The organism is Vibrio sp. 10N.222.51.C5 (genome assembly GCF_041474575.1).
In the GTDB taxonomy this organism is placed as follows: domain Bacteria; phylum Pseudomonadota; class Gammaproteobacteria; order Enterobacterales; family Vibrionaceae; genus Vibrio; species Vibrio crassostreae_C.
On the sequence record NZ_JBFRUJ010000074.1, the window covers coordinates 1 to 23750 of the forward strand.

A 23750-nucleotide genomic window follows, 5' to 3' on the forward strand; every position below is an offset into this window, starting at 1 on the left:
CACATTTCAGGACGGGACATTGAAAGAATTTAAAGCCTCGCATATTTTATGCGGGGCTTTTTTATTGGATCTGCTCCGTCGAGCATGTCTTTGGTCAAATCTCTCTCGTTGACTGAGTTTCTTCGGTACTAGGTCGTCAATTTAGTTCTGCTTTTCCACGGCAAGATATAGTGGAATATTCTTCATTTTATCGAATTCCCACTAAAATCCTGCCCAAGGGTGTCTTTTCTACAAGAAAACTAGTCGAAGCCTTAACCATGATCTACAATACGGCAAAATTCTAACTCGACTATTTTCAGGAAGAGCTGCATGTACATGAGCACTGATGAGGTTCGCAACGCGTTCCTTAAGTTCTTTGAGAGCAAAGAACACCAAATCGTAGACAGTTCATCGTTAGTTCCACATAACGATCCAACCCTGCTATTCACTAACGCAGGTATGAACCAATTCAAAGATTGCTTCTTAGGCGCCGAAAAGCGTGCCTACACTCGAGCAACTACGGCTCAGCGTTGTGTACGTGCGGGTGGTAAACACAATGACCTTGAAAACGTAGGTTTCACGGCTCGTCACCACACGTTCTTCGAAATGCTAGGCAACTTCAGCTTTGGCGACTACTTCAAAGAAGAAGCGATTGGATTTGCTTGGGAATTCCTGACTGAAACTCTTCAACTGCCAAAAGATCGTCTACTGGTAACGGTATACGAGACAGATGATGAAGCATTCGATATCTGGAACAAGAAAGTAGGTGTTCCTGCTGACCGTATCGTTCGCATTGGCGACAAAGAAGGCGGTAAACAGTTCGAGTCTGATAACTTCTGGACGATGGGTGACACAGGTCCTTGTGGTCCATGTACTGAAATCTTCTACGATCACGGTGAGCACATCTGGGGCGGCCGTCCTGGTACACCTGAAGAAGATGGTGACCGTTTCATCGAGATCTGGAACAACGTATTCATGCAGTTCAACCGTCACGCTGACGGCACAATGGAACCGCTACCTAAGCCTGCTGTAGATACAGGTATGGGTATTGAGCGTATTTCTGCAATCATGCAGGGCGTTCACTCTAACTACGAAATTGATGTATTCCAAAAGCTAATCAAAGCGACTGCGGAAGTTGTTGGTCATGACGATCTATCTAACCAATCGCTACGCGTTATTGCTGACCACATCCGTTCTTGTTCATTCCTAATTGCTGACGGTGTTATGCCTTCAAACGAAGGTCGTGGCTACGTTCTACGTCGTATCATCCGTCGTGCAGTTCGTCACGGTAACAAGCTTGGCGCACAAGGCGTGTTCTTCCACAAACTTGTGGGCGTACTGGCTGAAGTGATGGGCTCTGCGGCAGATGAACTTAAGAAACAGCAAGAGCTGGTTGAAAAAGTACTTCGCATTGAGGAAGAGAACTTTGGTCGTACGCTAGAGCGCGGCATGGTTATTCTTAATGACGCACTAGATGCACTTGAAGGCAAAGAGCTTGACGGCGAAACAGTTTTCAAACTTTACGATACATACGGCTTCCCAGCTGACCTTACTAACGATGTAGCTCGCGAACGCGATTTTACTATCGATGAAGAAGGCTTTGAGAAGGCGATGGAAGCACAGCGTAAGCGTGCACGTGAAGCAGGCCAATTCGGCACGGATTACAACGCGACAATCAAAGTAGACACCAACACTGAGTTCTGTGGTTATACAGCAACTGAAGGTGCTGGTGAAATCTCTGCGCTATTCGTTGACGGCGAAGAGGTTGCTTCACTATCGGCTGGCGACAAAGCAATCATCATCCTTGAAGAGACACCATTCTACGCTGAGTCAGGCGGTCAATGTGGTGATGCTGGTACACTAAAAACAGCGTCGGGTCTTTTCAAAGTACAAGACACTCAGAAGCTAGGTAACGCATTTGCGCACCACGGTGAGCTAGTTGAAGGTGTATTTGCTAAGGGCGATAAAGTAGAAGCAACGGTTGACGCTGAGCGTCGAGCTGCTATCTCACTAAACCACTCTGCCACTCACTTACTTCACTCTGCATTGCGCGAAGTGCTAGGTGAGCACGTTGCTCAGAAAGGTTCTTTAGTTAAGCCAGACAACCTACGTTTTGACTTCTCTAACCTTGAAGCGGTAACACCAGCACAGATTAAAGAAGTAGAGCGTCTAGTTAACGCACAAGTTCGTAAGAACCATGTGATTGAAACGAACATCATGGACATCGAGTCAGCGAAAGAAAAAGGTGCAATGGCACTGTTTGGCGAGAAGTACGATGATGAAGTTCGCGTTCTATCTATGGGCGACTTCTCTACTGAACTTTGTGGTGGTATCCACGCTTCAAACACAGGTGATATCGGCCTATTCAAGATCACTTCTGAAGGTGGTATTGCTGCGGGTATTCGTCGTATTGAAGCGGTAACAGGTGAAGCTGCACTAGATGCAGTAGAAGCTCAGGCTAACGCTTACGAAGAGAAACTTGCTGAATCAGCTAAGAAAGCGAAATCGCTAGAGAAAGAAATCCAACTGCTTAAAGAAAAGATGGCTGCTGCAGAAAGCGCAAACATCATGGGCAAAGTAGAAGACATCTCTGGTACTAAAGTTTTGGTTGCTGCAATTGAAGGCGCAGACAACAAGAACCTACGTACTATGGTTGATAACGCTAAAAACCAAGTAGGTAGCGGCATCATCCTGATCGCGAACGTAGCAGACGGTAAAGTTGGCTTGATTGCTGGTGTAACCAAAGACCTAATCGGCAAAGTAAAAGCGGGTGATCTCGTCAAGATGGTTGCTGAGCAAGTTGGCGGTAAAGGCGGCGGTCGTCCAGATATGGCTCAAGCGGGCGGTACAGACGTTGCAGCACTGCCAGAAGCGCTTAAATCTGTGCGTACTTGGCTAGAAGAGCGTCTTTAAGCTTAAGTAATTGATACAAAGATGCCCAATCAGTTGATTGGGCATCTTTTATTTTGCCTATTGGAAGTGTGTTTAAACAAGGTTTGATTGAGATTAACCAAGAAGTCTAATGGTGGCGTTAGACTCCTTGGTTAATTTTTTATTGCTTCGCCCTGACGCGGAGTATGTGTTTTTTTGTCATATATAGACATTGGTCTTGGGAAGGTGAGGACGGGTGAAAATGCCTCTTATCGTGCAGAAATTTGGTGGAACGTCGGTGGGTTCAATTGAACGAATCCATCATGTAGCAGAAAAAATCATTGAAGCGAAAAATGAAGGGAACCAGATCGTGGTTGTCGTTTCGGCTATGTCTGGTGAAACAAATCGGTTAGTTAATTTAGCCACGCAAGTTGATAGCGTACCAAACGCTAGAGAACTGGATGTGTTGTTAACGGCTGGCGAGCAAGTTTCCATGGCCTTGTTAGCAATGACGTTACACAAGTTAGGTTATGAAGCGACATCGATGACTGGCTATCAAGCCAAGATACACACGGATTCTAATCATAATAATGCAGCGATTGAGCGTATTGATACTGCTCCGATTCAAGCTCTGCTAGATGACAACCAGATTGTTATTGTTGCAGGCTTTCAAGGATTCAATGCGAAAGGTGATATCACGACATTAGGCCGCGGTGGTTCAGATACTACAGCGGTCGCGCTTGCAGGTGCCTTGCAGGCGAAAGAATGCCAGATCTATACTGATGTAGATGGTGTTTACTCTTGTGACCCTAGAGTCGTAAAACAATCTCAGAAATTAGATACTTTAGACTTTCCTTCTATGGAAGAGATGGCTCGCCGAGGCGCTAAGGTATTGCACCTTCCTTGTGTTCAGTATGCATGGCAGCACAACGTGCCATTGCGAGTGCTTTCAAGCTTTGAACAAGGCGAGGGCACATTGATCGCGGGTAATCAGTGTTTGAATGATATTGCTGGCATCGCCATCCAAAGAGATATGGTGCGTATCGAGTGTTTGAATGAAGATTTACCGTCTTTCATTTCACATTGCCAACTGTTGGGGATCGAAGTCTGTAGTGTGATCGAGGAAACAGAACGGGCAGCACTCATTATTAAACAAGACATAAGTGCCAAATTAAAACTAGTTTTTGCTGAGAAAATCCGTAATAGTGAACAGGTTAGTTTGTTAACTGTGGTAGGAAGCCGAACACAAGAAATTGTGGTCAGTTCACATGGATTGTTGTCTGAAGGCGAAATTGATGTACAGCATCACTTATTGCAGCAGCAGTCTTTAACTTTGGTGATATCACCAACGCAAGTCGATATGGCTGCTAACATATTACACAATGCATACATCGTAGCGCGTGAAACACAGGGTTATCCTAAAAAAGAAGTGCATTTTGGTTAAATAAACTCAATCGATAGTTTACGAAAATATAACTTTTGTTGGATAATGCTCTCGTAGCTAGATAAATTTAGAGATTACTCAAGGAGCAAAGAATGCTAATTTTGACTCGCCGCGTTGGCGAAACACTGATGATTGGTGATGAAGTAACAGTTACTGTACTAGGCGTTAAAGGTAACCAAGTACGTATCGGTGTTAACGCACCTAAAGAAGTATCTGTTCACCGTGAAGAGATCTACATGCGCATTCAAGCTGAAAAAGGTAATGGTAACGTTGCATCTGGCAACTACTAATACTTTTGCGTAGAGAAGAGGCTAGCATTGTTGCTAGCCTTTTTTGATCTTGGGGAACCGAAACACTGATTGGGACATAGATGGGTTGGATAACGGATCTGTCTCAAAGTGGTGAAGTGAATGCTTTGTGATGCTGCGAGATACAGACAAGGTTGAACAGAACTGTTGCTCTGTATTTTGTTTGGCAAAACTCAAGATTTATTCGCTTCCCCTATGGCGAAAATACGCATCCCGTAGTATTGTGCCATCAGCGGTAGCACTTGCTGCTGGAGAAATTAGATAATTGTTTTCGGCTGTTTATTATTGCCAATCTTTCACCTTAATTTTTAAGGGAAAAAGCGCGATTTGAATCTTATAAGTTCAATTTGCAAGCGCTTTGATTAAATAGCAAACGGTTGAGTGTTTTTGTCCAATTTTTTTCAATAAAGTGTTTGACATATTTTCGGTAAAACGTAATATGTGCCTCCGCAAGACGGTGAGGTGGCCGAGAGGCCGAAGGCGCTCCCCTGCTAAGGGAGTATGTGGTTTGTAGCTGCATCGAGGGTTCGAATCCCTCCCTCACCGCCATTTCTTGCGAGTCTAAAATTAGCAATTTAGACAATGTAAATGTGCGTCCTTAGCTCAGCTGGATAGAGTACCTGGCTACGAACCAGGCGGTCGGAGGTTCGAATCCTCCAGGACGCGCCATTCTCTCTTCTCTTACTTGTAAGTGATTTGAGAATAATGAATTAGGTGAGGTGGCCGAGTGGCCGAAGGCGCTCCCCTGCTAAGGGAGTATGTGGTTTGTAGCTGCATCGAGGGTTCGAATCCCTCCCTCACCGCCATTCATTACAGGCCGATGGCCTTTTTTTTTCTTCGTAGCAAGAAGAATGTGATATATTTCACAACTTCATTCTTAATGAATGAACACCGTGCGTCCTTAGCTCAGCTGGATAGAGTACCTGGCTACGAACCAGGCGGTCGGAGGTTCGAATCCTCCAGGACGCGCCACTATTTAAGGGTTTATTTCTTTTAAGAATGAAAGTCCTTGTATTGACTAAGTTGATACTAAAACCGTGCGCTCTTAGCTCAGCTGGATAGAGTACCTGGCTACGAACCAGGCGGTCGGAGGTTCGAATCCTCCAGAGCGCGCCATTATTTAGGGTTTAGTTCTTATAAGAATGTGAATCCTGATATTGATAAATCGTTCGTCGAGAATTAATATCAAAAACCGTGCGTCCTTAGCTCAGCTGGATAGAGTACCTGGCTACGAACCAGGCGGTCGGAGGTTCGAATCCTCCAGGACGCGCCACTATTTAGGGCTTCTTTCTTATAAGAACAGAAATCCTTGTATTGAGTTGTTGTTGTTTACAACGAATTGATACTAAAACCGTGCGCTCTTAGCTCAGCTGGATAGAGTACCTGGCTACGAACCAGGCGGTCGGAGGTTCGAATCCTCCAGAGCGCGCCACTATTTAGGGTTTCTTTTATGAACCCCTGATATTGGGAATACCGATATCGAAAACTGCGCGTCCTTAGCTCAGCTGGATAGAGTACCTGGCTACGAACCAGGCGGTCGGAGGTTCGAATCCTCCAGGACGCGCCACTCTTTAGGGTTTCCTTGTGAACTCCTGATATTGGAAATACTGATATCGAAAACCGTGCGTCCTTAGCTCAGCTGGATAGAGTACCTGGCTACGAACCAGGCGGTCGGAGGTTCGAATCCTCCAGGACGCGCCACTATTTAGGGCTTTTTTCTTATAAGAATGAAATCCTTATATTGATCTGTTGTTAGTAACAATGAATTGATATTAAAACCGTGCGCTCTTAGCTCAGCTGGATAGAGTACCTGGCTACGAACCAGGCGGTCGGAGGTTCGAATCCTCCAGAGCGCGCCACATTATTAGAAAAAGCCTCGTTTATACGAGGCTTTTTTTATGTCTGCTGCAAATTTGTTGCGACAATGTTAAATTTGTTCGTTGTTTAACTTGTTGTATTTAAAGTAGTTCTTGATTGCTTCTTTGTTATTCCACCTTTCTCATATCAATTCCCAGAAAAGCCCCGTTTAAGTCACAGTTTAAATATCTAAAAATGACGTATTTGACAGATTTATGTGATCTGATAGGCGAATAATTAACCTTATGTGTGCGTTATCCGTAACAGAACCTTAAACAAAATTGACAAACTTTTACCAATCGAGATAATCCATGGGTCGGGATCACTATTCGCTGAAATCCTGTACGTATGTCAGGATGACGAAGAAAGGAAGCAACATGACTAATATTGGAAGCCTGCTAGGAGATGCGGCGACTCTAATGATAACGGGGATGTCCGTTGTCTTTATTTTCCTAACTATTCTAGTTTACCTCGTTCGGTTGATGTCAAAACTGGTACCAGAAGAAGTACCAGAGCCGATCGCAGCACCTAAAAAAATTCAAAAATCACAATCAAACCCTTCAGCTGTTAGTCCACAGGTAGTGGCTGCAATTTCGGCCGCGGTTCATCAATACCGTGCGTCTACTGCTAAGTAGTATTTAAAGGATTAAAAAGGAGTTTATGAGCATGTCTAAACCACTAGCTATCACAGATGTGGTACTTCGTGACGCGCACCAGTCACTATTTGCTACTCGTATGCGTATCGAAGATATGCTGCCAATTGCGGCAGAACTGGATAAAGTCGGTTACTGGTCACTTGAGACTTGGGGCGGCGCGACGTTTGATTCGTGTATCCGTTTTCTTGGCGAGGATCCATGGGAGCGTTTGCGTGAGCTGAAAAAAGCGATGCCAAACACACCAATGCAGATGCTACTGCGTGGTCAAAACCTATTGGGCTACCGTCACTACGCGGATGATGTAGTAGAAAAATTTGTTGAACGTGCCCATAAAAACGGCATGGACGTATTCCGTATCTTTGATGCGATGAATGACGTGCGTAACTTTGAAAAAGCAGTGAAAGCAACGATCGACGTTGGTGGCCACGCTCAAGGTACGTTGTCTTACACAACCAGTCCGGTCCACAATTCAGATACTTGGGTTGATTTGGCTAAGCGCCTAGAGGACCTAGGTTGTCACTCACTATGTATCAAAGATATGTCAGGTTTATTAAAGCCGTATGAAGCAGAAGAGCTGATTACACGTATCAAAGCATCGTGTGACGTTCCTCTGGCACTGCATAGCCACGCGACAACTGGTCTATCGACTGCAACAGCGGTTAAAGCCGTTGAAGCGGGTATCGACATTCTAGATACCGCTATTTCTTCAATGAGCTGTACTTACGGTCATACGCCAACCGAAACGGTTGTTGCTATGTTAGAAGGTACAGAGCGCGACACGAATCTTAAACTAGACCAAATCGAACCCATCGCGGCTTACTTCCGTGATGTACGTAAAAAGTACGCGAAATGGGAAGGTCAGCTAAAAGGTGTCGATTCTCGCATCTTAATCGCTCAAGTTCCTGGCGGAATGTTAACTAACATGGAAGGCCAGCTTAAAGAGCAAGGCGCCGCCGATCGCATGGATGAAGTTCTAGAAGAGATCCCACGCGTACGTAAAGAGCTTGGTTACATTCCTTTAGTAACACCAACTTCTCAGATTGTCGGTACTCAAGCGGTTATTAACGTCTTAACGGGCGAACGCTATAAGAGCATCACGAAAGAGACTGCTGGTCTACTGAAAGGTGAATACGGTCAAGCTCCTGCTGAAGTGGATGCTGAACTGCAAGCGAAAGTTCTAGACGGTGCAGAGCCGATTACTTGTCGTCCTGCTGATTTACTTAAGTCTGAAATGGATACGTTAACGACGGATCTGTTAGAGAAAGCGAAATCAGAGGGTATCTCTCTAGCTGAAGATACGGTTGATGATGTACTGACTTACGCGCTCTTCCCACAAGTGGGTCTTAAGTTCCTTAAGAACCGTCGTAATCCTGAAGCATTTGAACCTGCACCAACGCTAGAAGTTGCGGCTCCAGTTGCTGCAGCTCCTGTACAAGCTTCTGGTGGTATTGAAAGCTACAGCGTGAAGGTTGATGGTCAAGTTTACGATGTTGAAGTTGGCCCACAAGGTGAACTGACATCGGTGGCGCCATCTGCAAAACCTGCTCAGGCTGCACCAGTAGCAGCGTCTGACGCTGAAGCGGTTCCAGCTCCATTGGCGGGTAACATCTTTAAAGTAAACGTTCAGGCGGGTACTGAGGTTTCTGAAGGCGACGTTCTACTAATCCTAGAAGCGATGAAGATGGAAACGGAAGTTCGTGCTGCTCGTGGTGGTATCGTTCAAGAATTGAATGTTAAAGAAGGCGATGCAGTTACTGTAGGCGCTCCACTACTAAGCTTAGCGTAAGGGAGTACCATGGAAGGATTGATGACCTTATGGTCTGAAACAGGGATTGCGAACTTTGAGTTCGGCCAGATCTGTATGATGCTGGTTGGTTGCTTACTGTTGTTTTTGGCAATTCGTAAAGGATTTGAACCGTTACTTCTACTGCCTATTGGTTTTGGTGCTGTATTAGCAAACATTCCAAATGCTGGGTTTACTGATCCAGGTGGTTTGCTCTACTACGTCTACTACATTGGTATTGAGACAGGTATTTTCCCACTGCTGATCTTTATGGGTGTTGGTGCGATGACGGACTTCGGTGCGTTGATTGCGAACCCTAAAACGTTGTGGCTAGGGGCTGCGGCTCAGTTTGGTATCTTCGCGACGCTATTTGGCGCGATCTTGCTGAACTACGTTCCAGGAATGGAGTTCTCGATGGCCGATGCTTCGTCAATTGCGATCATTGGTGGTGCCGATGGCCCAACTGCGATCTTCTTGGCGAGTAAGTTATCTCCGGATCTTTTAGGTGCCATTGCAGTAGCGGCTTATAGCTACATGGCTTTGGTTCCTATCATTCAGCCACCAATCATGAAAGCGTTAACGTCTCCTGAAGAGCGCAAAATTAAGATGGCTCAACTTCGTCACGTTAGCAAAGCCGAGAAGATTCTTTTCCCGCTTGCTGTACTACTGATGACGATTTTGTTCCTACCTTCAGCAACACCTCTAGTGGGTATGTTCTGTTTGGGTAACTTAATGCGTGAAGCGGGTGTGGTTGATCGCCTTTCAAAAACAGCTCAAAACGAACTGATTAACGTTGTAACTATTTTCCTAGGTCTAGGGGTTGGTTCTAAGCTTCAAGCGGATACGTTCTTGAACTTAGAAACACTGGGTATTCTAGGTTTAGGTGCGGTCGCGTTCAGTATCGGTACGGCGGGTGGTGTATTGATGGCTAAGGTGTTGAACCGATTCTCGAAAGAGGACATCAACCCACTGATTGGCGCAGCTGGCGTATCGGCGGTTCCAATGGCGGCACGTGTTGTGAACAAGGTTGGTCTTGAGGCAAACCCTCAGAACTTCTTATTGATGCATGCAATGGGTCCGAACGTAGCCGGTGTACTTGGTAGTGCGGTTGCGGCGGGCATTCTATTAGCTCTCGTGGGCTAGTGGATTTGCTGGGTCATGTATCGTTACGTTAATTGGTCGTCAATTTACGAATGAGCGGTTAACTTAGCCTTATTAAATGGTTTATAGTCAAAGGGATGCTTTCGCATCCCTTTCTTTTTATTAATTAGGGTGCTTGCTCACTAGGGCTTTTATCAATCAAGGAAATGTGGAATGGAAAATAAACAGATTGCGATTACTCAATTCGGCGGCGTCGAAAACCTAAGTATTCAAACCAGTGCGATCCCTGAGCCTAAGGCTGGAGAAGTGGTGGTTAAAGTTTCCTTTTCAGGCATTAATCCGATTGATGTCAAAACCCGAGCGGGTCTTGGTTGGGCGGCAGCACAAAACAAAGATAACCTGCCTTGGGTGCCTGGCTACGATATTTCAGGGCAAATTGTTTCGCTAGGCGAACAGGCTGAACGCTTTACTGTTGGTGATAACGTGGCTGGCTTTATTGGTTTTCCACTGCAAGGTGGCGGTTACAGCCAATATGTGTGTGTTCCAGAAGCTGCATTAAGTATGGTTCCTGACTCTGTCACTCTAGAAGCGGCAGCTGCATTACCACTTGCGAGTCAAACAGCGGCACAAGCGCTCAACAAAGCCGAAGTGAAAGAAGGCGACCGCGTGCTTATTTTAGCGGGCGCGGGCGGCGTTGGTCACCTTGCGGTTCAAATTGCAGTGGCAGCAAAAGCTGAGGTTTACACAACCTGCAGCGAAGCCAATCTTGATTACCTTGCGACGCTAGGTGCTCACGCGATTAACTATAAGTTTGCGCCAGCATCAGAAAGAGTATCTGATGTCGATGTGTTGATTGATTTGGTCGGTGGCGATACCGCGCTTGATGCATTGAAGTGCCTAAAAGATGGCGCGCGAGTAGTGACAGTACCGACTCTATCTGCAGAACTTATCTGTGAGAAAGCAACACTATTAGGTTTTACTGCATCAGGCATGCTGGTTGAACCAAACCCTGAGCAAATGGACACCATGCTTTACATGGTCAGTGTCGGATTGCTCAAAACAGAAATTCAAGGTATCTACCAGTTAGACGAGGCGCAGTCGGCGCACCTGCAGGTTGAAACCGGACACACCAGAGGCAAGGTGCTACTTAAAATGCAAGAAAGTTGATAGGCAGTGTTAGAATTTTTTAACTCCCTTTTTGAAAATATCGCGCTGTGGTTCTCGGACTCGGCGCTGTGGGTACTCTTCATCAGTGGCTTCTTGAGTGCCACGTTACTACCCGGTGGTTCAGAAGCTAGCCTTGTGGCTGCATTGAGCTTAGATCAGTTTTCAACCTCATCGATCATTCTAGTGGCGACATTAGGCAATACCTTAGGCGGCCTGACTAACTATTGGATTGGTTTGTGGTTGCCTAATCGAACTCAATCTGAAAAGCATGGTCATAAGGCTATGGCTTGGCTGAGTCGCTATGGCTACTGGACACTGTTATTTAGTTGGTTACCGATCATTGGTGACCCTTTGTGTCTCGCTGCGGGTTGGCTAAGAATGAAATTCATCCCTTGCGTTATTTTGATAGCGATTGGCAAAGCCGCTCGCTATAGCTTACTTGCTGCTATCTACTTCGGTTTTTTCTAAGGAGAACCTATGAAAAAGGTTTTACTTGGTACATTTTCTCTTATCGCCATTGCAGGCTGTTCTTACAATGTACCTAGCTCAACGCCCTTCTTTTCCTCGTTACCTGAAGGTGTCACTCTGTTAGAAGAGGTAAAGCCCTCTAAAGATAAAGTGGTGATTCCTTACACCAAGTATCAGCTTGAAAACGGCCTGACAGTTATTCTTTCCCCTGATGATTCCGATCCGTTGGTGCATGTTGATGTAACTTATCATGTCGGCTCAGCACGTGAAGAGATTGGCAAGTCGGGCTTTGCTCACTTCTTTGAGCACATGATGTTCCAGGGTTCTGAGAACGTTGGTGACCAACAGCACTTTAAGATTATTACCGAAGCGGGTGGTTCGTTAAACGGCACGACCAATCGTGACCGCACCAACTATTTTGAAACTGTTCCTTCTAACCAACTTGAGAAAATGTTGTGGTTAGAATCAGACCGAATGGGCTTCTTGTTGGATGCTGTTTCTCAGAAGAAATTTGAGGTTCAAAGAGGCACGGTCAAGAACGAGCGAGCGCAGAGCTACGAAAATCGTCCTTACGGCTTGATGTGGGAACGTATGGGCGAAGCGCTTTACCCTGAAGGTCACCCTTACTCTTGGCAACCAATCGGCTATGTTGAAGATCTTGACCGTGTTGACGTGAATGATCTTAAAGCGTTCTTCCTGCGTTGGTACGGCCCAAACAATGCCGTGTTAACGATTGGTGGTGATATCGACGTTGATGACACGCTAGAATGGGTTAACAAGTACTTTGGTTCAATTCCTCAAGGCCCTGAAGTGAAGGCGGCAGAGAAGCAACCTGCTGTTCTAACAGAAGATAAATACATCACCTTAGAAGACAATATTCGTCAGCCGATGGTGCTGGTGGGGTGGCCAACAACATATCGCGGTGAAGAGACGCAAGCTTCACTGAATGCATTGTCTAACGTGTTAGGTTCAGGTACCAACAGTTACCTATATCAAAACCTCGTAAAAACGCAGAAGGCCGTCAGCGCTGGCTCTTTCCATGATTGTGCTGAGTTGGCGTGTACCATGTACGTGTATGCAATGGGCAACTCAGGTGAAAAAGGCGATTTGACGGTTCTCAATAAAGAGCTGATGGATACCCTGGAGCAATTCTCGAAAGAGGGCGTTGAGCAAGAGCGTTTAGACCAGATCACTGGCATGGCCGAAGCGAATGCTGTTTTTGCATTGCAAAGCGTTAAAGGTAAGGTGTCGCAACTCGCGTCGAACCAAACCTTCTATGGTCAGCCTGATCGCATTGAATCACAACTCGATCAAATCCGAGCGGTGACGCCTGAGAGCGTGAGCAAGGCATACCAAGATTTCATCGAAGGTAAGCACAAGGTTACCTTGAGTGTGGTTCCTAAGAAAAAGCTCGATTTGGCGGTTCGTGAAGCGACCTTTACCACGCCACCACGTACGTTGCCGGAATACAGCAAGGTGACGGAAGATCAACTGGATTTCAGAAAGGCACCGGATACCTTTGATCGCAGTGTGATGCCAGAAGTGAACTTTGGTGTTGAGGCGACCATGCCTGAGTTGTACCGCATGCACTTTGCAAATGGCACTGACTTAATTGGTACCGTGACCAGTGAAACGCCGACAGTACAGCTGCAAATTCAATTGCCTGCAGGCGAACGCTATGTTCGCAAAGGGCAAGAAGGCCTAGCGAACCTAACGGCTTCGATGATGGAAGAAGGCTCAACTAAACGAACCGTTGAAGAGTTACAAGCGACCTTAGATAAACTTGGTAGCAGCGTGAGCATTAGTGCGGGCAGCTACACAACAGACATTTCAGTTTCGACGCTAGAGAAAAACCTGCCTCAAACCTTGGCGATTGTGCAAGAGGTTCTATTCGAGCCTAAGTTCGATGAGCAAGACTTCGAGCGTGTTAAGAAACAGATGCTAGAAGGCGTTGTGTATCAGCATCAGCAGCCAAGTTGGATGGCTTCTCAAGCAACCCGTGAAGTGCTGTTTGGTGACACTGTTTTTGCTCGCGCAAGTGATGGTACTAAGGAATCTCTATCGAAATTGACCTTAGACGATGTGAAAAAATTCTATGCACAACATTACACACCAGAAGGTGCCAATATTGTTGTTGTGGGAGACATCTCGAAGAAAGAGGTAGGGAAACAGCTACAATTCTTTGAAGAGTGGCAAGGCGATGTGGCACCATTAACACGTCCGCAGATCGTCAAAGAACTTTCTGGTCAGCACCTGTACTTAGTTGATAAACCGGGTGCGCCGCAAAGCATTGTTCGCTTGGTACGTAAAGGCCTGCCGTTTGATGCGACGGGTGAATTGTATTTGAGCCAGTTAGCTAACTTTAACCTAGCGGGTAACTTTAATAGCCGTATCAACCAGAATCTACGTGAAGACAAAGCCTACACTTACGGTGCAAGCGGTTACTTCGCAAGTACTCGTGAAACTGGCGCAGTGGTATTTAGCGCGCAGGTAAGGGCGAATGCGACGGTTCCATCGATTCAAGAGTTTATTAATGAGCTGAATGAGTTTAGCCAAAGTGGATTAACTGACGAAGAGGTGAAATTTATGCGCCTTGCCGTCGGTCAACAAGATGCACTTAAATACGAAACGCCAAGTCAAAAGGCGGGGTTGTTGAGTAATATTGTTGCATTGAGCCTTGATGAAGATTACCTACAACAGCGTAATCAGATAGTTGAAACGGTTTCAAAAGAGACCTTAAACGAGCTATCTAAGAAATGGTTTGACCCGAATGATTATCAAATAATCGTTGTTGGTGACGCGACTTCGCTTCGCCCGCAATTAGAAAAGTTAGATATTCCAATAGAAGAGCTTGAAATCATTCGTTAGAGTACACATTAAAGGGGGAGGGAAGAGACTCTACTTTTCTCCTCCAACCTAATTTATGATAGTTCTAATCAGAACAATATAAGATAAGTGAACTGAATTTTGACTGATTTTGCTGCGCGACTAAAGCAAGTTGCAACCAACCCTAAGACCTTCTCTCAATTTGGTCGTGGTGTTGAAAGGGAAACATTACGCTACACGGAAGATGGGCACCTTGCTACTGGGCCGCACCCTGAGGCTTTGGGATCTGCGTTGATGAACGAATGGGTAACGACCGATTTCTCTGAGTCGCTACTGGAATTTATCACGCCTGTTTCTAACGACGTTCCGACGCTTTTGAATCAGTTGTCTGATATCCACCACTTCACGCAAACCAAGTTAGACGGCGAAAAACTATGGCCGCTTTCTATGCCTTGTTACGTTGGCAGTGAAGATTACATTCAGCTAGCGCAATACGGCACCTCGAATAACGGTAAGATGAAGACCCTATATCGTGAAGGCCTAAAACGTCGTTACGGTAGCCTGATGCAGATTATCTCTGGTGTTCACTTCAACTTCTCTTTCCCAGAAAGCTTTTGGGATAGCCTGTTTGGAGAGCAAACTGAAGAAGCGCGTTGTGAATCTAAGTCAGATGCTTACTTTGGTTTGATTCGTAACTACTACCGCTTTGGTTGGTTAATCCCATACTTCTTCGGTGCTTCACCTGCGCTATGTTCTTCTTTCATCAAAGGAAGAGAAACAAACCTACCTTTTGAAAAGATTGGCGAGACACTGTATCTACCAAAAGCAACGGCGCTGCGCCTGAGCGACCTTGGCTACACGAACAGTGCGCAAAGTGTGTTGAAGATTGGTTTCAACAGCCTAGACCAATACCTTGAAGGTTTGAATCAAGCGATTCGCACACCATCAGAAGAATTTGCCGAGATTGGCACTAAGGTTGATGGTGAATACCGTCAATTGAATAGCAACGTACTGCAAATTGAGAATGAGCTTTACGCTCCAATCCGTCCTAAGCGTGTGGCGAAGAGTGGTGAGAAACCATCTGAAGCATTGGCACGCGGTGGTGTTGAGTACATTGAGGTTCGTTCTTTAGATGTAAACCCATTCAGCTCAATTGGTATCAATGAGCAGCAGGTTCGCTTCCTAGACTTATTCCTAACGTGGAGTGTGCTAACGGACTCTGCTGAGATGGATAACTGCGAACTTGAATGCTGGCGCGATAACTGGAACAAGGTGATCCTACAAGGTCGTCAGGTTGGTCTAGAGCTGCAAATCGGTTGTCATGGTGAGCGATTGTCTCTGCAAGATTGGGCGAAGCGTGTCTTCAAAGATCTACGCTCTATTGCCGAGATGATGGACGCTGAACAAGGTGGTCGTGCATACCAAGAAACATGCGATACGCTTGAGGCTTGGATTGATAACCCTGAGCTAACTATTTCTGGCCAGTTGCTAGAAGAGACCAAAAAATTGGGCGGCTTAGGTAAAGTGGGTTGCGCGTTAGGTAAAACGTACGCTCAGCAACACAAAGCGCACCAATACAAAGTATATTCAGCTGAGTTGATGGAAGCAGAAGTTCAACGTTCTGTGATTGCTCAGCAACAAAGTGAAGAAGCAAGCACTCAAGATTTTGATAGCTTCTTAGCGGATTATTTTTCGTATTTAAAAGCATAGCGAGACTTTGGTGGAAAGGAAGCAAGCCTTATTAGGTCAGCCTACTCGAGTGAGTAGTAAATGGTTACCTGTAGTGACTGTTGGTGTTGTCTCTAGCCTGTTGGTTGGATGTGCAACGCCACCGCCAAAGCAGCAAGATAATTTGTGTAGCATCTTTCGAGAGCACCCTTCATGGTATGAAGATGCCTTGGATATGCAAGAAGAATGGGGAACGCCGATTAACGTTGCGATGGCTTTTGTGAAACAAGAGAGTAGCTATCGTCATGATGCGCGCCCACCTAAAGATTACATTCTTGGCTTTATACCGTGGGGGCGTGTAAGCAGTGCCTACGGTTATGCACAAGCTCAAGATCCTGCTTGGGAAGACTTCCAAAAGGCGACCAATAACGGTGGTTCAAGAACCAACTTTGATGATGCATTGATGTTCATCGGTTGGTATACCAGCGAGACGCGTCGTCAATTGGGCATCTCACTATGGGACCCATATAACCAATACCTGGCTTATCATGAAGGCCGTGGTGGTTATAAGCGTAAGTCATACAACAGCAAGCCATCGCTAATTAAGGTGGCGCGCAAAGTCGAACAGCAAGCAAAAGATTATGGATGGCAGCTGAAACAGTGCCGCAAAGAACTAGAAGACAATCGAAGCTGGTTTTTCTAAAGCCAGCCGTCATGGAGAAGAGCAATGCCTTTATTAGATAGTTTCACTGTTGATCACACACGCATGAACGCACCTGCCGTTCGTGTTGCTAAAACAATGCAAACCCCAAAAGGGGATACCATCACTGTGTTTGACCTGCGTTTTACTGCGCCAAACAAAGACATCCTATCTGAGAAAGGTATCCATACTCTAGAGCACCTATATGCTGGTTTCATGCGTAATCAATTGAACGGTTCAGATGTAGAGATCATCGATATCTCACCGATGGGCTGTCGCACTGGTTTCTACATGAGCCTGATTGGTACGCCTACAGAACAACAAGTGGCTGACGGTTGGTTGGCAGCGATGCAAGACGTACTGAAAGTTGAGAACCAGAATAAGATCCCTGAGCTGAACGAATACCAATGTGGTACCGCGGCAATGCACTCTTTGGATGAAGCGAAAGAGATCGCGAATGCGATCATCGCTGCAGGCATCTCTGTAAACAAGAATGATGAACTGGCACTGCCAGAGTCTATGCTGCAAGAGCTTAAGATCGACTAGTCATTGATAGCTACCCTAGATAGGGCGAGTTAGATACTAAAAGGCCCGGTTCAATGAACCGGGTCTTTTGTTTATGTGAGCTTCAGTGATAACTCAGTTAGCCGTTCACGATCTGTGGGAACACGCGAACCAGTTTGATGCGGTTCTCTTCAAGCTCAACAATTTCCATTGGGTGGCTGGCTACCTGAACACTGAGGTGACTCTCTGGAATATCTTCAAGGTGTTCCAGTATCAAACCATTCAGAGTTCTTGGGCCATCGGTAGGCAGTGCCCACTGTAAGCCTTTGTTGATGTCTCGGATATTGGCACTGCCTTCAATCAAGAAGCTGCCATCGCTTTGCGGAGTAATCTCTTCAGATAAGCTTGGGGTGATTGAGGTGGTAAACTCACCTACGATCTCTTCTAGAATATCTTCTAATGTAACCAAACCATTGATGTCGCCATACTCATCAACAATCAAACCGATGCGCTGCTTATTGCGTTGAAACTTAAGCAGTTGAATATTGAGTGGTGTCGCTTCAGGAATAAAGTAGATCTCATCCGCGGCACGCAACAGGGTTTCTTTATTGAATTCGTTCTTTTCAAGCATCAGACGGTAAGCTTCACGCAGCCTAAGCATGCCGACCACTTCATCTATTTGGTCACGGTACAGCACTACGCGACCATGAGGCGAGTGGGTAAGTTGACGAACGATCGATTTCCAGTCGTCATTGATGTCGATACCAGTAATCTCATTACGCGGCACCATGATGTCGTTCACGGTGACGTGCTCTAAATCCAGAATAGACACCAACATATCTTGGTGACGTTGAGGGATTAAGCTACCGGCTTCATTTACCACGGTTCTAAGCTCTTCGGAGCTCAAGTGGTCGGTTGCATCATGGCTGGCTTTAACGCCTAAGATACGAATGAAGCCGTTGGTAATGAAGTTCACTAAGATCACCAATGGTGATAGCACCTTCATCAGTATCATCAAAAGGATACTACTCGCGTAAGAGACACGTTCAGGAAATAGAGAAGCGATGGTCTTTGGGGTTACCTCGGCGAATACTAGGATCACGAGAGTCAGGGTACCAGTAGCGATAGCCACACCGATATCCCCGTAGATGCGCATACCAAGAATAGTAGCGATCGCAGATGCAAGAATGTTGACGAGATTGTTGCCGATGAGGATGAGGCCAATCAATCTGTCTGGGCGGTTCAGAAGTTTTTCTACACGTTTGGCACCTTTATGACCCGTATTGGCCAAGTGCTTTAAACGGTAGCGGTTCAGGGACATCATGCCCGTTTCGGAACCAGAGAAATAACCAGAAATTACAATGAGACACGCGAGTAGCGCAAATAAGATACCCGTTGATATGTCGTCCAAAACTATTCTTTTCCTATTTGTGTATCTTGATTAATTTATGACCGAACATGGTCGAGATGTCAATTGAATGTATTGCACTCAATATTTTAAAGGCAAGGTATGTGAGATCTTGCCTTTATTTTACAGACTAGTTCAGGATGATTTCCTGAACGAAGCGGCTACCGAAGTAGGCTAATGTGAGCATGCTGGCGCCCGCAAGTGCGAACCAAGTGACTTTCTGTCCACGCCACCCTTTTTGGTAGTGACCCCATAAAAGGATGGAGTAGATAACCCAAGCGATAAAAGACAACACCGCTTTGTGCGCCTTTCCTTGAGCAAACATATCTTGTACGAAGATAAGGCCAGTCAGCAAAGTACCCGTTAATAAACCATTACCAATCAAAATGATCTTGAAAAGCTGTCTTTCCACCATCATTAAAGGAGGTAGGTTAGGGTTTATCACTAAGGCTTTTTTCTTTTTAAGTTTGTGATCTAGCCACGCAAGTTGCAGGGCGTATAGCGCACCGATAGTTAACGTTGCGTATGAGAATAGAGCCAAAGAGATGTGCACGAGCAGTTTTGGGTCATTCTCTAGATGTTTGATGAAGGTGCTTGGAAGAAAAGTGGCAGCCATCAAGTTCAGCGCAGCGAAGCTATAGACGACGGGTAAGATAAACCACAGACGGGTTTTGAGCATTGCACCGCTCATTACCACAGATATGATTAAACTGATTAATGAAGCAACGTTCAAGATACTGAGGTTTTGGCCACTGGCATTAAAAATCAAATCGCCAAGCAACCAAGCATGGAAAGCTAGAGCAAGTAATGCGCTGATAAACACCGTTTTTACACGGATTCCTGTTTGGTGCACGAGACCTGGAATGATCGTGGAAATCGCCATTGTATAAAGAAAGGCTGCTGCGATCGCAATAAGACTGTCCATGGTATCCATTTTAATGATTACTAATTGGCGAATTATACCTCGCATCGCTCTTTGGGGCTATGGCGAACCTCATTCAATTCCAAGTGAATAATGTCTCACATCACAAGCACGGATGATTAACGCTCTACAACGGGTATGACTCTAATCCGCGCTAATGTATACTCACAGTAATAGTCGCAGTTTTGAGCGAAGAGAAAACTATGTTTGATAATTTAACGGATCGTCTATCCAAAACGCTGAAGAACATCAGCGGTAAAGGTCGTCTGACCGAAGACAATATTAAAGAGACGCTGCGTGAAGTACGTATGGCGCTACTTGAAGCCGACGTTGCACTGCCCGTTGTCCGCGATTTTGTTAAGCGCGTAAAAGAAGGCGCTGTGGGTGTTGAGGTTTCTAAATCTCTAACGCCTGGTCAAGAATTCATTAAGATCGTTCAAGCTGAACTTGAAGCGGTGATGGGTGAGTCTAACGAGGCTCTTAACCTAGCAGCGCAGCCGCCAGCCGTTATCTTAATGGCGGGTCTACAAGGTGCGGGTAAAACCACATCGGTAGGTAAGCTATCTAAGCTTCTAACTGAGCGTGACAAGAAGAAAGTCTTGGTTGTGTCTGCCGACGTTTACCGTCCAGCGGCGATCAAACAGCTTGAAACGTTAGCAAGCGATGTTGGCGTAGACTTCTTCCCATCTTCAGCTGATCAAAAGCCTCTTGATATTGCAAACGCTGCAATCGACCACGCGAAGAAGAAATTCTACGACGTGCTACTTGTCGATACTGCGGGTCGTTTGGCTATCGATGAAGAGATGATGGGCGAGATCAAAGAGCTTCATACTGCAATTAAACCAGTAGAGACACTGTTCGTTGTTGATGCAATGACAGGTCAAGATGCTGCGAACACTGCAAAAGCCTTTGGTGATGCGTTACCACTAACCGGTGTTATCTTGACGAAAGTTGATGGTGATGCGCGTGGTGGTGCTGCTCTGTCTGTTCGTCATATCACAGGCAAGCCGATTAAATTCTTGGGTGTTGGTGAAAAGACTGACGCACTAGAACCGTTCCACCCAGATCGTGTTGCTTCTCGTATCTTAGGTATGGGCGACGTACTGTCTCTTATTGAAGACCTACAGAAAAACGTTGATACCGAGAAAGCAGAGAAACTGGCTAAGAAGTTCAAAGAGAAGAAAGGCTTTGACCTTGAAGACTTCCGTGAACAGCTAGGTCAGATGCAAAACATGGGCGGCATGATGGGCATGATGGATAAGCTTCCAGGCATGTCTCAGCTACCAGATAACGTTAAAGATAAAGTTGATGACAAGATGTTCAAGCAGATGGAAGCGATCATCAACTCTATGACCATGAAAGAGCGTCAACGCCCTGACTTAATCAAAGGCTCACGCAAAAAGCGTATTGCCGCTGGTTCTGGTACACAGGTACAAGATGTAAACCGTATGCTTAAGCAGTTCACCCAAATGCAGAAGATGATGAAGAAGATGCAGAAAGGTGGCATGAAAGGCATGATGCGCAACATGCAAGGCATGATGGGCGGCGGTGGAGGTATGGGCGGAATGGGTGGTGGCTTTAACCCGTTTGGTCGATAATCTACAAATGTAAGCTTTAGCTACGTTACTTTTCATAGTGTTAGCCGTGTCACAGAAAGTGTACGGCAGCTATGTTGGTGAAAAAATAGCTAAAGCCCTTGCATTGCACCGGAATAAGAGTAAAATTCCGGGGCTTTAATTTGGCACGAGACCCCAAGCTATTTACTTATACTTGGGGTTAATTATTTTATTAAGAAAGCAAAGAGGACGACATGGTAACCATTCGTTTGGCACGTCACGGTGCAAAGAAGCGCCCATTTTATCAAATCGTAGTTGCGGATAGCCGTAACGCTGCAACTGGCCGTTTCATCGAGAAAGTAGGTTTCTTTAACCCTACAGCTCAAGGTCAAGAAGAAGGTCTACGTCTAGACCTAGATCGTGTTAACCACTGGGTTGGTCAAGGCGCATCTCTATCTGATCGTGTAGCTAAGCTAGTTAAAGACGCTCAAAAAGCGGCTTAATTCTTTTTTAAAGAGAAATAGCTTATGTCGATGAAGGGTAAAGAAACTATGAGCGAGCAAAATAATAGAATTGTCATGGGTAAACTTGGGTCTACCTATGGTATTCGTGGCTGGCTCAAAGTGTTCTCCTACACAGACAATGCTGAAAGCATATTTGATTACAGCCCTTGGTATTTAAACCTAAAGGGTAAGTGGGTTGAGTACAAAGTTGAGAGCTGGAAACGTCATGGCCAAGGTTATGTATGTAAGCTAGCGGGATTAGATGTTCGTGAAGACGCGCAACTGATGACTAACTTTGAAATTGCTATTGACCCTGCTTCGTTACCTGAATTGTCAGAAGATGAATTCTACTGGCGCGAATTGTTCGGTATGCAAGTTTTTACCACTAAAGGTTACGACCTTGGTGAGGTCACTGACCTATTAGAAACTGGCTCGAACGATGTTCTAGTAATCAAAGCAAATCTTAAAGATGCTTTTGGCCAAAAGGAACGGTTAGTACCGTACCTTGAAGAGCAAGTGATCAAGAAAGTTGATCGCGAAGCTCGCCGGATCGAAGTTGACTGGGATCCTGGATTCTAACTCCAAATTACAGAGCGAGAGAACACATGTGGGTTGGCATTATTAGCCTTTTTCCTGAAATGTTCCGTTCTGTTACTGATTTTGGAGTAACAGGTCAAGCGGTTAAAAAAGGTCTTTTATCTATTGAGACATGGAATCCTCGTGATTTCACTCATGATAAACATCGCACTGTTGATGACAGACCTTACGGTGGTGGTCCTGGCATGTTAATGATGGTTCAGCCTTTGCGCGACGCTATCACAACGGCCAAGCAAGCAGCACCGGGAAAGACGAAAGTTATCTATCTTTCACCTCAAGGTCGTAAACTCGACCAGAAAGGTGTTGAAGAGCTGGCAACAAACGAGAATTTACTTCTTATTTGTGGTCGCTACGAAGGGGTAGATGAGCGCATCATTCAATCTGAAGTTGACGAAGAATGGTCGATTGGAGATTTTGTGATGACGGGTGGCGAACTGCCAGCCATGACGCTGATTGATTCAGTATCTCGGTTTGTTCCGGGTGTACTTGGAGATTTCGCTTCAGCAGAAGAAGATTCTTTTGCAAATGGTTTGCTAGATTGTCCCCATTATACGCGCCCTGAGGTGCTAGACGATAAAGATGTGCCATCGGTACTCAAGTCTGGAAACCATAAGGACATTCGTCGCTGGCGATTAAAACAATCGTTGGGCCGAACTTGGCTAAGAAGACCAGAACTCCTGGAAAACCTAGCTCTGACTGACGAACAGGAACAATTACTGGCTGAATTCATTAAAGAGCAACGCTCTTAACGAAAAGCAAGCAGTAACCTATTAAATTTAGTATCAGTTTATTCTAGGAATTTATACAAATGAGCAACATCATCAAGGCTCTTGAAGAAGAGCAACTAAAATCAGACCTTCCTAAATTCGCACCAGGTGACACTGTTGTAGTTCAGGTTAAGGTAAAAGAAGGTGACCGTGAGCGTCTACAGGCTTTCGAAGGCGTTGTAATCGCTATTCGTAACCGTGGTCTACACTCTGCATTCACAGTTCGTAAGATCTCGAACGGTGAAGGCGTAGAGCGTGCGTTCCAAACTCACTCTCCAATGGTTGATAGCATCGAAGTTAAACGCCGTGGTGCAGTACGTCGTGCCAAGTTGTACTACCTACGTGAGCGTTCTGGTAAGTCAGCTCGTATTAAAGAGAAGCTTACTAAGAAGTAATTCTTTTTGCATTCTATCGATAAAAGCGGAGCCATTTGGCTCCGCTTTTTTGTGTCTGTTATTTGGAGCTTAGCAGGTAAGAGATCCCCAATTCGCTCGTACCTCACTCTTGAGGATGACAAACCAGACGAAACTCATATTTAACCGTCATTCCCTAGACTGACGAAGGAAGGAGTAGGGAATCTCTACTAGCGCCGTGTTATAGGCAATAAAAAAGGATTGACGTTAAACGCCAACCCTTCAAAATTTACTCGCTACTCGCTACTCGCT

At 45.6% G+C, this 23750-nt stretch carries 19 protein-coding genes and 10 tRNA genes; 27 read left to right on the plus strand and 2 right to left on the minus strand.

Annotation, left to right across the window (positions count from 1 at the left end; genetic code table 11):
- Nucleotides 1-309: 309 nt before the first annotated feature.
- The 22 genes from alaS (at nt 310) to luxS (ending at nt 17374) form a co-directional block, all read left to right on the plus strand.
- Entirely contained in the window at nt 310-2892 is a 2583-nt protein-coding gene (gene alaS / locus AB4558_RS20245; RefSeq protein ID WP_017063223.1) for an alanine--tRNA ligase, read from the plus strand.
- Between the two features lie 220 nt (nt 2893-3112).
- Complete coding sequence (locus AB4558_RS20250; RefSeq protein ID WP_081090215.1) at nt 3113-4294, plus strand: aspartate kinase; 1182 nt, start codon at nt 3113-3115, stop codon at nt 4292-4294.
- 92 nt (nt 4295-4386) lie between these two features.
- Nucleotides 4387-4584, plus strand: a complete 198-nt coding sequence (csrA, locus tag AB4558_RS20255) for a carbon storage regulator CsrA (RefSeq protein WP_004415691.1) — start codon at nt 4387-4389, stop codon at nt 4582-4584.
- A 474-nt stretch (nt 4585-5058) separates the two neighbouring features.
- Nucleotides 5059-5151 (plus strand) — tRNA-Ser (locus AB4558_RS20260).
- Between the two features lie 43 nt (nt 5152-5194).
- Nucleotides 5195-5271: transfer RNA gene (locus tag AB4558_RS20265), tRNA-Arg, on the plus strand.
- A 44-nt stretch (nt 5272-5315) separates the two neighbouring features.
- A tRNA-Ser gene (locus tag AB4558_RS20270) sits at nt 5316-5408 on the plus strand.
- 89 nt (nt 5409-5497) lie between these two features.
- Nucleotides 5498-5574: transfer RNA gene (locus tag AB4558_RS20275), tRNA-Arg, on the plus strand.
- Between the two features lie 67 nt (nt 5575-5641).
- Nucleotides 5642-5718 (plus strand) — tRNA-Arg (locus tag AB4558_RS20280).
- An 80-nt stretch (nt 5719-5798) separates the two neighbouring features.
- Nucleotides 5799-5875, plus strand: a tRNA-Arg gene (locus AB4558_RS20285).
- 82 nt (nt 5876-5957) lie between these two features.
- Nucleotides 5958-6034, plus strand: a tRNA-Arg gene (locus AB4558_RS20290).
- Nucleotides 6035-6092: 58 nt separating this feature from the next.
- Nucleotides 6093-6169 (plus strand) — tRNA-Arg (locus AB4558_RS20295).
- Between the two features lie 57 nt (nt 6170-6226).
- Nucleotides 6227-6303, plus strand: a tRNA-Arg gene (locus AB4558_RS20300).
- 81 nt (nt 6304-6384) lie between these two features.
- Nucleotides 6385-6461, plus strand: a tRNA-Arg gene (locus AB4558_RS20305).
- A gap of 375 nt (nt 6462-6836) precedes the next feature.
- A complete protein-coding gene (locus AB4558_RS20310; protein WP_004741884.1) occupies nt 6837-7094 on the plus strand; it encodes an oxaloacetate decarboxylase subunit gamma in 258 nt (85 codons plus the stop codon).
- A 31-nt stretch (nt 7095-7125) separates the two neighbouring features.
- Nucleotides 7126-8901, plus strand: coding sequence for a sodium-extruding oxaloacetate decarboxylase subunit alpha (oadA, locus tag AB4558_RS20315; protein ID WP_017059560.1), 1776 nt, complete (start codon nt 7126-7128; stop codon nt 8899-8901).
- A gap of 9 nt (nt 8902-8910) precedes the next feature.
- Nucleotides 8911-10041 carry a sodium ion-translocating decarboxylase subunit beta gene (locus AB4558_RS20320; RefSeq protein ID WP_019825842.1) on the plus strand — a complete coding sequence of 377 codons (1131 nt, stop codon included), beginning with the start codon at nt 8911-8913 and terminating at the stop codon, nt 10039-10041.
- 171 nt (nt 10042-10212) lie between these two features.
- Nucleotides 10213-11166, plus strand: coding sequence for an NADP-dependent oxidoreductase (locus AB4558_RS20325; RefSeq protein ID WP_017065778.1), 954 nt, complete (start codon nt 10213-10215; stop codon nt 11164-11166).
- Nucleotides 11167-11172: 6 nt separating this feature from the next.
- Nucleotides 11173-11634, plus strand: a complete 462-nt coding sequence (locus tag AB4558_RS20330; RefSeq protein WP_060982676.1) for a YqaA family protein — start codon at nt 11173-11175, stop codon at nt 11632-11634.
- Nucleotides 11635-11643: 9 nt separating this feature from the next.
- On the plus strand, nt 11644-14502 hold the full coding sequence (locus AB4558_RS20335; RefSeq protein ID WP_372159054.1) for a M16 family metallopeptidase: 2859 nt from the start codon (nt 11644-11646) through the stop codon (nt 14500-14502).
- Nucleotides 14503-14601: 99 nt separating this feature from the next.
- Entirely contained in the window at nt 14602-16170 is a 1569-nt protein-coding gene (gene gshA, locus AB4558_RS20340; RefSeq protein WP_017063229.1) for a glutamate--cysteine ligase, read from the plus strand.
- Nucleotides 16171-16180: 10 nt separating this feature from the next.
- Nucleotides 16181-16831: a hypothetical protein gene (locus tag AB4558_RS20345; RefSeq protein ID WP_017629422.1), complete on the plus strand. Its 651-nt coding sequence runs from the start codon at nt 16181-16183 to the stop codon at nt 16829-16831.
- Between the two features lie 24 nt (nt 16832-16855).
- Nucleotides 16856-17374 carry an S-ribosylhomocysteine lyase gene (gene luxS, locus AB4558_RS20350; protein WP_017056597.1) on the plus strand — a complete coding sequence of 173 codons (519 nt, stop codon included), beginning with the start codon at nt 16856-16858 and terminating at the stop codon, nt 17372-17374.
- A gap of 97 nt (nt 17375-17471) precedes the next feature.
- On the opposite strand, the gene AB4558_RS20355 is transcribed toward luxS, so the two are convergent.
- Together AB4558_RS20355 and AB4558_RS20360 are read right to left on the minus strand one after the other, a co-directional pair.
- Entirely contained in the window at nt 17472-18743 is a 1272-nt protein-coding gene (locus tag AB4558_RS20355; RefSeq protein ID WP_017063233.1) for an HlyC/CorC family transporter, read from the minus strand.
- Nucleotides 18744-18870: 127 nt separating this feature from the next.
- Nucleotides 18871-19665, minus strand: coding sequence for an inner membrane protein YpjD (locus AB4558_RS20360; RefSeq protein WP_019825854.1), 795 nt, complete (start codon nt 19663-19665; stop codon nt 18871-18873).
- Between the two features lie 200 nt (nt 19666-19865).
- On the opposite strand from AB4558_RS20360, the gene ffh reads away from it, so the two are divergent.
- The 5 genes from ffh to rplS all read left to right on the plus strand — a co-directional run bounded on the left by ffh (nt 19866) and on the right by rplS (nt 23480).
- Nucleotides 19866-21260 (plus strand): signal recognition particle protein, encoded by a 1395-nt coding sequence (gene ffh, locus AB4558_RS20365; protein ID WP_010435884.1) that lies wholly within the window; start codon nt 19866-19868, stop codon nt 21258-21260.
- A gap of 212 nt (nt 21261-21472) precedes the next feature.
- Entirely contained in the window at nt 21473-21721 is a 249-nt protein-coding gene (rpsP, locus tag AB4558_RS20370) for a 30S ribosomal protein S16 (RefSeq protein WP_004410028.1), read from the plus strand.
- Nucleotides 21722-21745: 24 nt separating this feature from the next.
- Nucleotides 21746-22300, plus strand: coding sequence for a ribosome maturation factor RimM (rimM, locus tag AB4558_RS20375; RefSeq protein WP_017063236.1), 555 nt, complete (start codon nt 21746-21748; stop codon nt 22298-22300).
- 26 nt (nt 22301-22326) lie between these two features.
- On the plus strand, nt 22327-23067 hold the full coding sequence (gene trmD, locus AB4558_RS20380; RefSeq protein ID WP_017061056.1) for a tRNA (guanosine(37)-N1)-methyltransferase TrmD: 741 nt from the start codon (nt 22327-22329) through the stop codon (nt 23065-23067).
- A 59-nt stretch (nt 23068-23126) separates the two neighbouring features.
- Nucleotides 23127-23480 carry a 50S ribosomal protein L19 gene (gene rplS / locus AB4558_RS20385; RefSeq protein WP_004735514.1) on the plus strand — a complete coding sequence of 118 codons (354 nt, stop codon included), beginning with the start codon at nt 23127-23129 and terminating at the stop codon, nt 23478-23480.
- Nucleotides 23481-23750 lie beyond the last annotated feature (270 nt).

Excerpts from the sequence above, each read along its gene's own strand:
- csrA (WP_004415691.1), top strand. The coding sequence starts at position 4,387 with ATGCTAATTTTGACTCGCCGCGTTGGCGAAACACTGATGATTGGTGAT.
- AB4558_RS20310 (WP_004741884.1), top strand. The coding sequence starts at position 6,837 with ATGACTAATATTGGAAGCCTGCTAGGAGATGCGGCGACTCTAATGATA.
- AB4558_RS20250 (WP_081090215.1), top strand. The coding sequence starts at position 3,113 with ATGCCTCTTATCGTGCAGAAATTTGGTGGAACGTCGGTGGGTTCAATT.
- AB4558_RS20360 (WP_019825854.1), bottom strand. The coding sequence starts at position 19,665 with ATGGACAGTCTTATTGCGATCGCAGCAGCCTTTCTTTATACAATGGCG.
- AB4558_RS20320 (WP_019825842.1), top strand. The coding sequence starts at position 8,911 with ATGGAAGGATTGATGACCTTATGGTCTGAAACAGGGATTGCGAACTTT.
- luxS (WP_017056597.1), top strand. The coding sequence starts at position 16,856 with ATGCCTTTATTAGATAGTTTCACTGTTGATCACACACGCATGAACGCA.
- oadA (WP_017059560.1), top strand. The coding sequence starts at position 7,126 with ATGTCTAAACCACTAGCTATCACAGATGTGGTACTTCGTGACGCGCAC.
- rplS (WP_004735514.1), top strand. The coding sequence starts at position 23,127 with ATGAGCAACATCATCAAGGCTCTTGAAGAAGAGCAACTAAAATCAGAC.
- trmD (WP_017061056.1), top strand. The coding sequence starts at position 22,327 with ATGTGGGTTGGCATTATTAGCCTTTTTCCTGAAATGTTCCGTTCTGTT.
- AB4558_RS20325 (WP_017065778.1), top strand. The coding sequence starts at position 10,213 with ATGGAAAATAAACAGATTGCGATTACTCAATTCGGCGGCGTCGAAAAC.
- rimM (WP_017063236.1), top strand. The coding sequence starts at position 21,746 with ATGTCGATGAAGGGTAAAGAAACTATGAGCGAGCAAAATAATAGAATT.
- rpsP (WP_004410028.1), top strand. The coding sequence starts at position 21,473 with ATGGTAACCATTCGTTTGGCACGTCACGGTGCAAAGAAGCGCCCATTT.
- AB4558_RS20335 (WP_372159054.1), top strand. The coding sequence starts at position 11,644 with ATGAAAAAGGTTTTACTTGGTACATTTTCTCTTATCGCCATTGCAGGC.
- ffh (WP_010435884.1), top strand. The coding sequence starts at position 19,866 with ATGTTTGATAATTTAACGGATCGTCTATCCAAAACGCTGAAGAACATC.
- alaS (WP_017063223.1), top strand. The coding sequence starts at position 310 with ATGTACATGAGCACTGATGAGGTTCGCAACGCGTTCCTTAAGTTCTTT.